This is a genomic window from Planctobacterium sp. R6, from assembly GCF_055755215.1.
In genome coordinates, this window is the sequence record NZ_JBVTQY010000007.1 from 44,804 (window position 1) to 58,733 (window position 13,930).

General features: G+C 47.6%; 13 protein-coding genes. 6 read left to right on the plus strand and 7 right to left on the minus strand.

Annotated features, from left to right (window positions below):
* Nucleotides 1–47: 47 nt before the first annotated feature.
* Nucleotides 48–965, minus strand: coding sequence for a VOC family protein (locus AC0J20_RS06665; RefSeq protein WP_473021101.1), 918 nt, complete (start codon nucleotides 963–965; stop codon nucleotides 48–50).
* Nucleotides 966–978: 13 nt separating this feature from the next.
* On the opposite strand from AC0J20_RS06665, the gene AC0J20_RS06670 reads away from it, so the two are divergent.
* On the plus strand, nucleotides 979–1,914 hold the full coding sequence (locus AC0J20_RS06670) for a LysR family transcriptional regulator (protein WP_473021102.1): 936 nt from the start codon (nucleotides 979–981) through the stop codon (nucleotides 1,912–1,914).
* A 46-nt stretch (nucleotides 1,915–1,960) separates the two neighbouring features.
* On the opposite strand, the gene AC0J20_RS06675 is transcribed toward AC0J20_RS06670, so the two are convergent.
* Both AC0J20_RS06675 and AC0J20_RS06680 read right to left on the minus strand, forming a co-directional pair.
* Nucleotides 1,961–3,304 (minus strand): sensor histidine kinase, encoded by a 1,344-nt coding sequence (locus tag AC0J20_RS06675; RefSeq protein ID WP_473021103.1) that lies wholly within the window; start codon nucleotides 3,302–3,304, stop codon nucleotides 1,961–1,963.
* The gene (locus AC0J20_RS06680; RefSeq protein WP_473021104.1) at nucleotides 3,294–4,676 is read right to left on the minus strand and encodes a sigma-54-dependent transcriptional regulator; all 1,383 of its coding nucleotides are present in this window, start codon (nucleotides 4,674–4,676) and stop codon (nucleotides 3,294–3,296) included. Before AC0J20_RS06680 ends, AC0J20_RS06675 begins: the two co-directional genes overlap by 11 nt.
* Nucleotides 4,677–4,867: 191 nt before the next feature.
* On the opposite strand from AC0J20_RS06680, the gene AC0J20_RS06685 reads away from it, so the two are divergent.
* Genes AC0J20_RS06685 through AC0J20_RS06695 form a run of 3 tightly spaced genes read left to right on the plus strand, consistent with a single transcriptional unit; the run spans nucleotide 4,868 to nucleotide 9,383 of the window.
* A complete protein-coding gene (locus tag AC0J20_RS06685) occupies nucleotides 4,868–6,205 on the plus strand; it encodes an efflux RND transporter periplasmic adaptor subunit (protein ID WP_473021105.1) in 1,338 nt (445 codons plus the stop codon).
* An 11-nt stretch (nucleotides 6,206–6,216) separates the two neighbouring features.
* A complete protein-coding gene (locus AC0J20_RS06690; protein WP_473021106.1) occupies nucleotides 6,217–6,897 on the plus strand; it encodes an ABC transporter ATP-binding protein in 681 nt (226 codons plus the stop codon).
* Nucleotides 6,898–6,908: 11 nt separating this feature from the next.
* Entirely contained in the window at nucleotides 6,909–9,383 is a 2,475-nt protein-coding gene (locus tag AC0J20_RS06695; protein WP_473021107.1) for an ABC transporter permease, read from the plus strand.
* A gap of 61 nt (nucleotides 9,384–9,444) precedes the next feature.
* Here AC0J20_RS06695 and AC0J20_RS06700 read toward each other — a convergent pair whose 3' ends face one another.
* From AC0J20_RS06700 to AC0J20_RS06710, 3 genes are all read right to left on the minus strand, one after another.
* Nucleotides 9,445–10,509 (minus strand): SO_0444 family Cu/Zn efflux transporter, encoded by a 1,065-nt coding sequence (locus tag AC0J20_RS06700; RefSeq protein WP_473021108.1) that lies wholly within the window; start codon nucleotides 10,507–10,509, stop codon nucleotides 9,445–9,447.
* Nucleotides 10,506–10,913, minus strand: coding sequence for a Zn(2+)-responsive transcriptional regulator (gene zntR / locus AC0J20_RS06705; protein WP_229528455.1), 408 nt, complete (start codon nucleotides 10,911–10,913; stop codon nucleotides 10,506–10,508). Before zntR ends, AC0J20_RS06700 begins: the two co-directional genes overlap by 4 nt.
* Nucleotides 10,914–11,012: 99 nt before the next feature.
* The gene (locus AC0J20_RS06710; protein WP_473021109.1) at nucleotides 11,013–11,897 is read right to left on the minus strand and encodes a LysR family transcriptional regulator; all 885 of its coding nucleotides are present in this window, start codon (nucleotides 11,895–11,897) and stop codon (nucleotides 11,013–11,015) included.
* Nucleotides 11,898–12,030: 133 nt separating this feature from the next.
* Between AC0J20_RS06710 and AC0J20_RS06715 the strand changes: the two genes are divergently transcribed.
* Both AC0J20_RS06715 and AC0J20_RS06720 read left to right on the plus strand, forming a co-directional pair.
* Nucleotides 12,031–12,708, plus strand: coding sequence for a hypothetical protein (locus tag AC0J20_RS06715; protein ID WP_473021110.1), 678 nt, complete (start codon nucleotides 12,031–12,033; stop codon nucleotides 12,706–12,708).
* Nucleotides 12,709–12,714: 6 nt separating this feature from the next.
* Nucleotides 12,715–13,674 (plus strand): MBL fold metallo-hydrolase, encoded by a 960-nt coding sequence (locus tag AC0J20_RS06720; RefSeq protein WP_473021111.1) that lies wholly within the window; start codon nucleotides 12,715–12,717, stop codon nucleotides 13,672–13,674.
* 7 nt (nucleotides 13,675–13,681) lie between these two features.
* Here AC0J20_RS06720 and AC0J20_RS06725 read toward each other — a convergent pair whose 3' ends face one another.
* Nucleotides 13,682–13,930 carry a DUF6482 family protein gene (locus AC0J20_RS06725; protein WP_473021112.1) on the minus strand — a complete coding sequence of 83 codons (249 nt, stop codon included), beginning with the start codon at nucleotides 13,928–13,930 and terminating at the stop codon, nucleotides 13,682–13,684.

The window sequence follows — 13,930 nt, forward strand, 5'->3', positions numbered from 1 at the left end:
TTTTCACAGCGCAATTACCCCCGATTCAGACTGAGCTACTTGTGTAGCTATAATTGGGATAAATCAGCGTAGACGAGGTAGTCTGTGATCTTTCCGTCTTCGATAGTCAGAACAGTTGAAAAAAAGGCCGAATGGTCAGTTCCGTTCAACCTGACATAATCGACAATGCCATTGCATATGACCTGGTCGTCATCTGTCCATACATTGTCTATTGTATGGGCCATACTTTTGATACTGGAAAAAAATGAACGATTTGATTCCAAAACTTCGTGTTTCCCAATTACCGGAGGAAAATTACCCAATCGAAACCTGACATTTTCAGACAGTAATGTACTGAGGTGTGCTACGTTTTTACCATCAACAGCCCGTTTGTATAGATCCTGCACTAGGTCCCGGCCAGCCATGTTGTATGCCGGGTTTGTTTTCAGACGAGTGATACTGGTTGTTTCCCCTCCATACATGTTTTTTTCGGCAGGTTTATGACTTAGGTATTCGATGAATTCATATTCAATTCCTGCTGGATCGGCAAAATAAATCGTTTTTCTAAAGGGATGATCCGCACCAATAGTCGTTACCTCATAACCTTTATCTTTTAAGCGCTTTGCTATCGACTCCATGTCATCCACTTCAAATCCAATATGTGCCAAGCCGTCGGAGTGCCTTTTTGGGTTGGGACTACCTTCCCCTTCATTCAGGGATAGGTAGTATTCCCCGGTCCCCAAATGCAACCATTTCTGCTTTTTACCATACCTCTGTGTTTCACCCGTGCCACGCACCTGCCAGTCAGGGAACGCTGTTAATATAAATTCCAGGGATTTGTTGATGTTTTTAACCACCAGGTTTACGTGTTCAAGACGGACCATTTTTCCTATTCCTAAGTTGAATAAAGTTGGCCTTAAGTCTATTTGGTTTCTTTTTGTTTGATAATCCTGTCGTTTGGAACATAATTGTTGAACAAAACTCAACAATTAAACCTGTATGCAAGATATTTCGTCTATACCTGTCTTTGTCAGCGTCGTTGAATATGGCAGCTTTTCAAGTGCCGCTGAAAAACTCAACATCACCAAGTCAGCGGTGAGTAAACGTATTTCAGGACTCGAAGCTCAATTAGGCGTCAAGCTATTGCACAGATCGACGAGACAGCTAAGTTTAACAGAGGCGGGAGAGCGTTATTTTGAGCATGCAATATTAGCTTTGCGTTCCGCGCAAGACGCAGAACACGCAGCAACAGAGTTACAAAAGAACCCAAGAGGGACATTAAAAATGAGTTCACCAATGTCATTTGGCAGGTTGCATGTTGCCCCCTTAATCCCCCTGTTCCTGAAGAAATATCCGCAGATAAGTATTCATCTGGATATGAGTGACCGACAAAGCGACATTATTGAGGAGGGTTTTGATATTGCGCTAAGAGGTGGTGAATTATTTGACTCATCTCTGATTGCCAGAAAACTAACCCCGCTGCATAGCGTTGTTTGTGCATCAAAAGAATATTTGATGCAGCATGGGATACCAGAGACACCGCAACAGTTAACTTCGCACAACTGTATCCTGTACACCTACCAGGCCAGGGTCAATGAATGGACATTTTTGAAGGATAACAAAGAAGAAACAGTGAGAATTTCCGGAACCTATGAAGTGAACAACAGTGAAGCGTTACTCGAATCGTTACTTCACGGGATCGGAATTGGCCGGCTACCCACTTTCGTCGCGGGACAGGAAATTAGCAAGGGAAACCTCATCCCTGTTTTAACTGACTATAAAGTGCCTCACAAAACACTGTATGCCGTATTTCCAGAAAGGCAATACATGCCCAAAAAGGTCCGGGTTTTTATTGAGTTTCTGGTAGAAAACCTGGGGCGTGATATACCATACTGGGACAACTGGACAGCCGACAAGATGCCTGAATTAATTTAATTAAGGCAATTTGCCGTGCTTTATTTTAGTCTTTGCTGAACACACTTTACGGAAATACCAGGGTGAACTGAGTACCTGGTGTGTCGATGTCATCCAGCCGTATACTGCCCCCATGGACCAACATGATCTGGCGGGCCAACGCCAGTCCAACGCCTGTCCCCTCTTTTTTAGTGGTGAAAAAGGGCACGAATATCTTTTCCCGGATCTCAGGTGCAATGCCGATACCATCGTCTTTCACCACTGCCACCAGTTTGTTGCGTTTATTCAGAAAAACCCTCACTTCAAGTGCGAGTTCCACCTGTTGTGCTGATTTGGCCTGCTCGGCGTTGCGAAATAAATTGATAAACAACTGCTCCAACATTTGCGGGTCGGCGCGTACCTCCAGGGCCTCATGTTCTGCGCTGAGCTGAAATACGATGCCAGCTGTACGCCACTGTTGTTGAAACAGGTTATGGATGCGATTCAGTAACGGTAGGATTTTTACCGGCTTTTTATCCGGCACGGGTAAATGGGTGATACTGCGGTAACTGTTGACGAATCCCAGCAGGTTCTCACAGCGCTTTGCCACGGTGCTGACCGCTTCTCTGGCGTCACCTAAATCCTCTTCGGAAAGGCGGGTCGCAGAGGTCGCCAAAATAGCATCGGCGGTACTGGCCAGACTGGTTATCGGGGTAATACTGTTGATGATTTCATGGGTCAGCACCTTCACTAAATCCTGCCATGCGTCTAACTGCGCTTTATCCAGTTCAGAGGCTATATCCTGCAGTGAAATCACCCGGTCTTGCTGACCGCTGTGTACCACCTGACGCACTGAAATGCTGAGCTGATGCTCCATGCCATCGGCCACGAATCGCACTAAACGCCTTTCAGAGCCTTCAGCCCCTTGCATCGCGCTGTAAAACTCATGACCATAGCTCTTAAGTTCATCCACACGGGTGATTGTACTACTGTTAAACAGCCGCCTCACGGCATTATTCCAAAGGGTAATTCGACCATCAGCGTGAATACTCAGCAAAGGCACTGGCACATGTTCAATGACGGATTTCAACCATTGTTTAGTGCCTTCCTGCGCTTCCCGGCGGCGCTGCTCCTGTTGCACGATATGAGAGATTTCGCGACCTAATTCATCAAAACCATCGCCGTAACCGGTAAAGTCAAAGCGGGCTGAATAGTCCCGATAGCGCAACGCCTGTAAAAACCGGGCAATTTGCTGATTGGTCTTTTGAACCTGCTGCTGCACGCCCCAGAACTGATACAAAATCAACAATCCCAGCACAGATTGAGTCATCAGGAAGCCTTCTTGCGGGAATAAATTTGCAAATACAAACAGGCTGACAGCCAGCAGCAGTACCCGCAAAAATAGCTGGCCGGAGTAACGCTTAAAGATCATGTTTTTCCATCCTCCGATACAGGGCAGCCCGTGTTAATCCCAGCGCTTTTGCCGTATGAGAAATGTTGTATTTGTGCTTTCTGAGGGCTTGTTGAATAGTCTGCTTTTCGATTCTGTCCAGATTGAGATCTTGTGCCTGAATTTCCACAGCCTGATTGCCAGGAATGGCCTTTTGCAATTGCAGATCGTGGGCACCAATGCCACTGCCTTCGGCTAAAATCACAGCCCTTTCCAACGCGTGCTTCAACTCACGGATATTGCCGGGCCAATGATAATCCCGTAACGCCTGTAATGCATCGCTTTGCAGTTGTAATGCCGGTTTGTGGTATTTGCGGGCATACATATCCAGGTAGTATAAGGCGATAGCTTCAATGTCTTCATTGCGCTCACGCAGTGGCGGTAATACCACTTCAACGGTGTTGAGTCGAAACAGTAAATCCTGCCGGAAGCAACTTTCATCATGTAGTTTTTCAGGGGCAAGGTTAGTCGCAGATAGCAAACGAATATCAATGTCCTGCGCCTGATTGCTGCCCAGTGGCACTACCTGGCGTTGCTCCAGTACTGTCAGTAGTCGGGTTTGCAGGTGCAGCGGTAAATTACCCACTTCATCTAAAAACAAAGTCCCTCCATTGGCAGCTTCTAATTTTCCGATCCGGTCCTCTTTGGCTCCGGTAAAGGCGCCTTTCTTATGACCAAACAGTTCACTTTCAAACAGGCTTTCGGGTACAGCGCCCAGGTCTATGCTCATAAACACCTTATCCGCCCGATGGCTGCTGGCGTGAATGGTGCGGGCCAACATTTCTTTGCCGGTGCCATTTTCCCCCAGCAACAGCATATTGGCCTCTGTTGCCGCCGCTTTGTTGATGATTTGTTTGACTCTGGACAGAGCCGCTGATTTACCAATCATAGGTTGAGTTTCGGATTGTATGATGGCGTCGGACAACGCTTTGTTGGTTTTTTGTAATCGGCTGGCTTCGGTGCGGGAGTGACGCAACTGACAGGCAGAAGAAATCGTTGCTACCAGTTTTTCGTTTTGCCAGGGTTTGGCAACAAAATCGGTGGCGCCGAGTTTCATCGCGTCTACGGCCAGATTAATGGCTCCGTGTGCCGTGATCAGAATCACCACCGCCTGCGGATCGATCTTAAGAATTTGTGTCAGCCAGCTAAAACCTTGCTGGCAACTACTCTCCCCCGGGCCAAAATTCATATCCAGCAAAATAACATCAAAATGCTGCTTATCCATCAACTCCGGTATTTGCTCCGGCCGATTGCAAATCACAACATCGGAAAAATGCCGCTTAAGCAACAACTTGCTGGCCACCAAAATATCCTCATCATCGTCGACGATGAGTATACGGCTATCTACTGACATACTTCACAGGCTTACGGTTAACTGAAACTGTTCAATACCGTACAGCAAGTGTTCGGATTCGTACACCTATACCCTGATTTTAATTGCAATAAAATATTTAACCATTATTTTTCAATAACTTAGTAATTGGCACAGGTCTTGATTTAGTCACTGCAAATCAATACTGAAACAGCAGAGCAATAGAGCCAGCAATGTCCGTGGAACTGCAAAGCCAACAGAAAAAACCCATCAAGATGCCGTCACCTGGGCACACTACTCAGGGCCGTTCAGGCGCAGCGATGGACAAAAAACTCAACACTAAAACACCAATGTGGCGCAAAACGCTGCCCTGGATAATTGCCATTGTCATGGGCGTTGTTGGGGTACTGGTCTTTTCCAAAACCGGCCAAAGAGCATTGTCAGTACAATCTGAGCGAATTAGCCTGGCCGTGGTGGAACAGGGTATTTTTGAAGACTTTTTGCCTCTCCGCGCCAGGGTAACACCGGCTAAAACGGTGTTTCTGGATGCCATCGAAGGTGGGCGTGTCGAAGCTTTATTTGTGGAAGATGGCACGCTCCTCAAAGCCGGGGATATGATTGCCAGACTGTCGAACACCTCGCTGCAGCTCAGTGTCACCAGCAATGAAGCCATGGTGGCAGAGCAGCTCAACAACATGCGCTCTATTGAGTTGCAGTTAGAACAAAACCGTCTGCAGCACAAACGCAATTTGTTGGATATCAATCACCAGATCCGCATCTTTTCCCGTCAACTTAGTCACGAGCAGGAATTACTGGCAAATAATCTGATCGCCAAGAATCAGGTAGATGACACCCGGGATACCCTGAACTGGTACAAGCAAACACTGGCGGTATCACTGGAAAGCCAGCACACCGATGAGATGATGCAGCAACAGCAACTGCAGTTTCTGAAATCTACCGGTGAACAACTGGAAAGAGCCTTAGAGATTTCCCGGCAAAACCTGGACAATATGAATGTAAAAGCCCCGGTAGATGGCAAGTTATCCGGGTTTGACGTGGAGATTGGTCAAAGCATCACCCGGGGTGGTCGACTGGGACAAATCGACACGCCGGATGATTTCAAACTCAGCGCCTTTATTGATGAGTTTTATCTGGGCCGGGTGGACCTGGAACAAAGTGCCAGCCTGATACGCAACAATGAAAGCTACCCACTGACTATCAGTAAAATATACCCCCAGGTGCGAAATGGCCAGTTTGAAGTGGACCTGAAATTTGATCATGCCCGCCCTGCCGATATTCGCCGTGGGCAAACCTTACAGGTGAAACTGCAATTAGGTGACGCTGAACCGGCACTGATGTTACCCAACGCCGCATTTTTTCAAAACACCGGAGGCAACTGGGTATTTGTTGTTTCACAAGATGGCAGTGAAGCCAGTAAACGCGCAATACGCAGCGGTCGCCGCAACAACCAATACATTGAAATTCTCTCTGGCCTTAGTGCCGGTGAAACCGTGATTGTGTCCTCTTATGGCGAATACCAGGACATTGAACGTTTAACCCTGAAAAACTAAAGGATAACTGTATGATTAGGCTGAATAACCTCTCTCGTGTCTATCAATCTAACGACATCGAAACCACTGCGCTTGATCAGGTTTCTCTGAACATCGAACAGGGTGAATTCGTGGCGATAATGGGCCCATCTGGTTGCGGGAAATCCACCTTACTCAATATTTTGGGCATGCTCGACTCACCCAGCAGCGGTGAATACCATTTTCTGGATCAGGAAATTTCCGGGTTCAGCGAGCGACAGCTCAGCGCCATTCGCAAGCACAATATCGGATTTATCTTTCAGAGTTTTAATCTGGTTGATGAACTCTCTGTTCAGGAAAACATTGAACTGGCCCTGCTTTATCACGATATTCCGGCTCAGGAAAGGCGTCAGCGGGTATTGCAGGTGATGGACAAAGTGGGCATTGGTCACAGAGCGAATCACATGCCAGGCCAGTTATCCGGAGGTCAACAGCAGCGCGTGGCGGTAGCCCGTGCGGTAGTCGGCGATCAGGCGATGATTTTATCCGATGAACCCACCGGGAATCTGGACAGTGCCCACGGTCAGGAAGTCATGGAAATGTTGCAACAGTTGAACAAAGAAGGCACCACCATAGTGATGGTGACCCACAGCCCGGCCCACGCTGACTATGCCAGCAGAACCGTTAACCTGTTTGATGGCAAGGTTGTCACAGAAAGCGTTAAGGCTGCTTAGGAGAAACCGGCATGTTTAAAAATTACCTGCAAATTGCCTGGCGCAACCTGATCGCCGATCGGCTGTACAGCAGCATCAATATACTGGGCCTGGCAGTGGGTCTGGCCAGCTGTTTGTTGTTGTTTATCTTTATCGAGGATGAAACCAGTTTTGACGAGCACTGGCCCGCTGCAGAACGCACCTATCTGGTACAGACCACCTATTTTACTACAGGTGCTGAGGCCCAAACTTTTGATGTAGCACCCGGCCCTTTAAAGCAGGTGCTGTTAGACTATTTTCCCGACCAGATTGAATCAGCAACCCGCATGAATCGACAGTGGCCCATAGTCAAAACACGCAATGATATCTACGAGGAACCTCTCTATTTTGCTGATCCCGACACCATAGATATCTTGCAATTTGATACCTTAGCAGGTGATTTGAACAGTACCATCAACGACAATGCCGCCATTGCCTTGTCTGAACAACTGGCCATCAAATATTTTGGCAGCACAGACGCTATAGGCGAAATTATCACTGTTGAAAGCTGGGGTGTAGTCAAAGACTTCAGAGTGGGTGCTGTGTATGCCAACGTTGCCCACAACACTAATATTGAAGGTCTCACAGCCTTGATAAAAATCGTTGAAGAAGACTACCTGGAAACTCAACCCTGGCTGTTCACCAACTGGGGCGGTGGCAACAACATGACTTTGATGACACTGAAGCCCGGCGCTAACATTGAGGACATTAATGAGCGCATGGAACAGTTGGTTAAAGACAGAGTAATTGTTCCGGAATTTGTCCAGGAAACCTATGCCCAACCGGAAGACTGGATCGCGTTTGAGGCAATCCCGCTGGATGAAATGTACATCAATCAACCGGGGCGTAAAACCAACATCGCAATATTTTCAGGTATTGCGCTGGTGATTCTGCTTATTGCCAGCATCAACTTTACCAACCTTTCTGTGGCCCGTTCCACACGCCGTGCGAAAGAAGTCGCCTTGCGCAAGGTAATGGGCGCCTCCAGACAACAATTGATCCTGCAGTTTTTGGGTGAAACCATTTTTATTACCGTCATCGCTTTGGTGCTGGCACTAATGTTGGTGGAACTGGCCCTGCCCTTTTACAGTGAGTTTTTAGAACGAGATTTGGTTTTTGACTATCTGGGTGTAAACACTTTGGCCATGATAGGTCTGGTGCTGACCGTAGGCATATTGGGTGGCGTTTATCCGGCGCTGGTACTGTCTGCATTTCGCCCCGCCAGAGTGTTAAAGGCCAATAAATCTGCAGAAACCTCCGGCAGTCTGATGTTGCGAAACCTGCTAGTTATTGCTCAATTTTCCATTTCTATAGCACTGATCGTCTGTGCCATGGTGATGTTTGCGCAACGGCAGCACGCCATGAATTTGGAAGTTGGCTACGACAAAGACCATATTGTGATATTACATGGTGTAGGTCGTGAACCTGTTGCCCAGCAATCTCGCCAAAAATTGCTCAGAGAACAGGTTCTGGACTTACCCGGCATGAAAGCCGCCACATACATCAACATGTTTCCGGCCATGGCCACTAATTGGCAATTGGGGTTGTCATTCAACCGGGAAGATGGCTCCCAATTTAGCGAAACCATTTCGTTTCGTAATGTGGATGAGGGCTTTCTGGACACCTTTAATGCCAAAGTAATAACAGGCCGTTATTTCGATTTAAATATCAGTTCCGATGTGCGTCCGGATTTTCAACTATTGCACCAAAACCCGGAGACCCGCCAAATTAATACCATGGTGAATGAACAGGCGGTGGCCCACTTTGGCTTTGCCAGTAACGAAGATATTCTGGGTCAGGTACTGGAGTATCGATGGGGCGACATGACCATATTTGCCACAGTTATTGGAGTGATCAGCGATATCAATTATCGCACGGTCAGAGAAAGTATTCGTCCGGAGGTTTACATTTTCGTGGACTACGGCGGCATCGGTTTTCTGGCGGTACGTTTTGAAGATGCGCCGCAAAGAGCAGAGCAGACGCTGCTGCGCTACTGGCAGGAACAGGTGCCTGAATTACCCTTTGTACGCACCTATGTCAGTGAAGTAATCGAAAGAGATTTTCAGTCTGAACAAAAGCAGGCACTGTTACTAGCGATAGCTTCCAGTCTGGCCGTCATTGTCTCCTGCCTGGGCTTGTTTGGTTTGGCCAGCTTCACTGCCGAACGTCGCTTTAAAGAAATTGGCATCCGCAAAGTCATGGGGGCCAGCGTTCTGGATATCGTCAAACTGCTCACCTGGCAATTTTCCAAACCGGTGTTGCTCGCCAGCTTCATTGGTTGTGCTGGCGCTGCAATGTTGATGCTTAGCTGGTTACAGATATTTCCTTATCGCATCAGTGAACTTTGGGTACTGGGCAGTTGTCTGACAGCCAGTCTGCTGGCACTGCTCATCGCCTGGCTCACGGTAGGTGGCAAAGCGACCAGGGTAGCCCAGGCAACACCCATCAAGGCACTGCGCTACGAATAATACTCAAAGCAACCGTTCCCGTTCTCCCGTGTCTTCAAGGACGAAGCACGGGAGTTTTTACTTACAGTGATTCAGACGCATTTGCCGATTGTTCAGATGCTGAATGTCTTCGGTTTATTTTGTTGATGGCCTGCATAAGGTAATAACGCACCATTAACAGACTCAAAACCAATCCACTGACCGTGTAGATCAGGCTGTCCTGATGCTGATGCAATTGCTCAGCCACATCAATTTGCCAGCCTGTGTACTGCAACAGCCAGTCGAGCAATAGTCCCATGCCTACTGCGGTGCCTATAACCGCCACCAGATAAGCCACAATGGCACGTTTTCCCAGTTTTTTGCCTAATACGCCTAAGGTGGCCAGATTGGTTGCGGGTCCTGTCAGCATGAACACCAGGACACTGCCCGGCGATACGCCCGCCAGAATAAAACCGGCACCAATCGGGGTTGATGCTGTGGCGCAGATATACATAGGAATACTGACCAGCACCATCACCACCATAGTTAAAATGCTGTCACCCCATTGCACAAAAAAGGACTCTGGTACCCAGGTTTGTACCAGGGCGGCAAAAAACAAACCCAGCAATAACCAACTGGCGGTATCCCCCAGTAATTTGCCAAAAGAAAACTGCAACACATCCACGAAACGCTTTTGCTCCGGCTCTTCCTCTGCCTTTTTACTGCCACAACAGGAATGAACCTGAGTTTGCGTCTTTGCCGCCTCCGGTTTATCAGTTAACCTCACCAACTCCCCGGCCACAATAGCACTGACTATCGCAGCAATGGGTCTGGCAATGGCCATAACAGGCCCCATCAGGGCATAGGTCACAGACACTGAGTCCACGCCCGTTTCGGGAGTGGCCACCATAAAAGAGGCAGTGGCATTTTTAGAGGCGCCGCGTTTACGCAGGCCCAGGGCAGTGGGAATAACACCGCAGGAACACAGCGGCAAAGGCGCACCAATAAACGCGGCTTTAACCGAATGACCGAAACTGGCCTTGCCTAACTGACTTTGCATCCACTGTTTGGGTAAATAAACATTGATCACACCTGCAATCAAATAGCCCAGTAACAACCAGGGAGCAGACAATACCAATAGATCCCAAAAATTTTGCAAAAAGATCATGCGACACGCTCCTCAATAGCTTCCAAAATCGAACAATGCTCGGCACTTTCCGGACCGCCACAACAGGTTTTCACCACTTTTTTAAGGGTAGTTTCAAAACGCTGTAGCTGCCTGATGCGTTCCTGAATATCCTGCAACTTGTGCTCTGCGATGGTTTTTACTTCTTCACAGGTATGAGAACGACTATCTACTTTAATATCCAGAAGTTCATGTATTTCTGCCAGCGTAAACCCCAGGTTCTTAGCCGACTGAATAAACTTCAGGGTTTTGCGATCTTCTTCACTGTAGAGTCGATAACCGTTTTCTGCCCGATGACCGGGTGATAACACCCCCTGTTGATCGTAAAAACGCAAAGCTTCGACACTGATCGCTTCCAGTTTTGCCAGCTGCCCAATTTTGTACATAACATTGCCCAAATAACTGATACTGAACAAAGTATAAACCCTATAGTTAGATATAGGGTCAAGGGTTTAACTGTAATTTTTCTGAATGCCAAGGAAAGCTTAATTGCTGGACTGCAAATCACTGGCGAAGCGATGCAACCAACCCGCCGCCTGACTGGGTTGGTATGCCAGAATTAGCCTTTCCCGGTATTGCCAGGGAATGGTAATTTTAAGGGCACTAAGATTGGCCTGGCTGATACAGAAATCCGGGATATAAGCCAATGCCCTGCCCTGTTGTACCAGTGCCAGCAAGGTACTGAAATCGCTACATCGGTAGGCAATATAGCGCGGCAGAATATCATCTCGCCAGCCATCAGAGCCGATACCTCGCTGTATACCGCAAAAAGGCGATACCACCGGGCAGGCAAAGGCATAGTTTTGAATCTGTTCATTACTAATTGTCGTTGCCGGATTATCGGCCAGCAGCGGATGTGCAGCGGCACAGGCCAGTTGGAAGCAGGTTTCGCCAAGTTCAATAATACTCAGGTCACCTTGATTTTGTTTTACTGCCTCTGCGGTGGCAATAGCCAGATGGGCGCTACCATCCCGTAAATGTTTTAACGCATCCCCTTCCCACTCGGCGGTGATGTGAGTGTCGTAATGGGCAGCTGGCAGGCAATCTAACACGCCGGGTAACGCCTGTTGCAGCAATACCTGCGGGCCAGCTATGTTCACTTTGATTTTTTGCTTCCCCTGGCCAAAAGCACTAATGGCCTGTTCGGACTCATGCACAATCACCCGCGCATATTCGCAAAATCGTCGGCCCTCCGCATTCAACTGAATATTGCGCCCCTGTCGCTCAAATAACTGGGTATGAGTTAAGGCTTCCACTCTGCGAATGGCTTTGGATAAAGCCCCGGGTGTTTTGTTTAATGCTTTAGCGGCCGTTTGCAAATTATTGCTACGGGCAATCACCAGAAAATAGCGCAAATCATTAACATCCATAACCTAAAAACCGGTAAACAAATCAACTAAAACCATATCCTAAAAGGAAACAATGATAAACTTTTAGTCGCTGTTTTTACGCCTATTATTAAAGCAGAATAGGATTAATCCATATGTTTACAGGCTGCTCCCCATGTCAAAGTTAACCGTTTTACTGTTGTTCTTTTGTTTGTCGCAAGCTGTTCCATTAAAAGCTGATGAACATAAGCATCATAAGCGCATGGGTTCCCATGGCATGGTGTTGTTTAGCGATGGTGACCGTCTTTTTGCCAGCCATCTACCCTTATATCAGGCACCTCACGATTATCAGTTGATTTATGAAATAGAGCTGCAAAGCCAGGAAAAACTGATAGCTCAGCTGAAATCAGGAGAGCAAACTGAGGAACCTATGCTGACCTTGCTACCTGAGCACTTTGATCTCAATAAACTCATTGAGGGTGAATCCTTAGTGCTCAACGCCACTGTGTTTAAGGGGCACTTTGAACGCGGCGGAAAGCCCTGGCTAAGCCAGCAAGAGGTATTTTTTAAAAAGCCGTTATATCGTCGACAATTAACCAACAACATGTCAGCAACCTCTGAACCTAACCAATGGCATAGCATCCTGCTGTCAGAGCAGCGCCTGCTGTTTGTGCATCAGATTGGCCCAGCCCCTTCTTTTGATGCTATTTATCTGGCAGAGCAATGTCAGCTCAAAGGCTCAGCCAAAACCTCAATCGAGTACTCATTTGAAAAGGCGGAGTTAGTAGCCAATTTCGGTCAGTGCCATTCTCAAAAAGCGCTATACATTGAATTTCAGGATTTTAAAGGTTAGTAACAAATGAGCACTGTCAGCAAAGCAATCAAAAACCTCTGTCACCGGGTACGACTATTGCTCTTGAGCACCCTGCTCTGTGGGGCATTCGCAAACGGCCAACAACCGTTGCCAATGCCGGAATCTGAGCTGCAAAAATTGCAGCAATACCAATGGCGACATGGCGCAGCAGATTGCCAAATGGATAAAGCAGGCCCAATTGAAATCTTTCGCTACGACGCAAACACCTATATTTTGCGCCAAAACAAGTGCCTGCACTATGAAGCCCCCTTTATTTATCTGTTATTGGGCACGGAAAAGGCGTTGTTGTTAGACACCGGCGCAACAGCCAGTGCCAGCCGTTTTCCATTGTTTGCTACCGTTACCCGCATACTCGAAGAAGCTTCGGCAGCAAATACTGCTAAGCCACTGCTGGTGTTGCATTCTCATGGTCATAGCGATCACATTGCTGCTGACCAACAATTTCAGGATAAGGCCCATACACTAGTTGTGGCTGGCAATATGAAAGCAATTCAACAACATTTTGGCTATGGGGTTGATGGTTTGCATTGGCCTGAAGGCAGCGCGCAACTGGATTTAGGGGACAGAGCAATAACCCTATACCCCTTGCCGGGGCATAGTGACGATGCCATAGCATTATTTGATGAGCGAACCGGATGGTTGCTAACCGGTGACAGTCTGTATCCGGGCAGACTGTATGTACGCGACTGGCAAGCCTACAAACGCAGTATTGCGCGCTTGCTTAAACAAACGCGGTCACTGCCGGTGACGGCTATTTTGGGCACCCACATTGAAATGAGCAAAACTGCCGGTGTGGACTATCCAATGGGTTCAACTTATCAGCCCGAAGAAGCGCCTTTGCCAATGAATTATCAGGTACTTGATACACTGCATCAGTTGTTGCAGACGGCACCTGAACCCATGAGAATTGTCAGCGAGAAGTTTATTGTGCAACCGCTCGACTGAACAGGTGCTAGTGCCACTCCAGTTCAAGTTTCATGTCTTCGGTGGTTGAAGTCATGCCGCACATTTCATCGTAAGGTGTATTTTGCTTTAACCAGACTTTCTCAAACCGTTCATTGTCTAAAAAGGACTTTATCTCATTGATGCAGTTAAATTTTTTAGGGTGGTTTTGCTCATCGTAAAGATACCAGGTTCTGTCGTTGTCTTCGATTGCCGCCAGATAAAAACCACCTTCGAAGGATTCGATATGCAAGTTCAT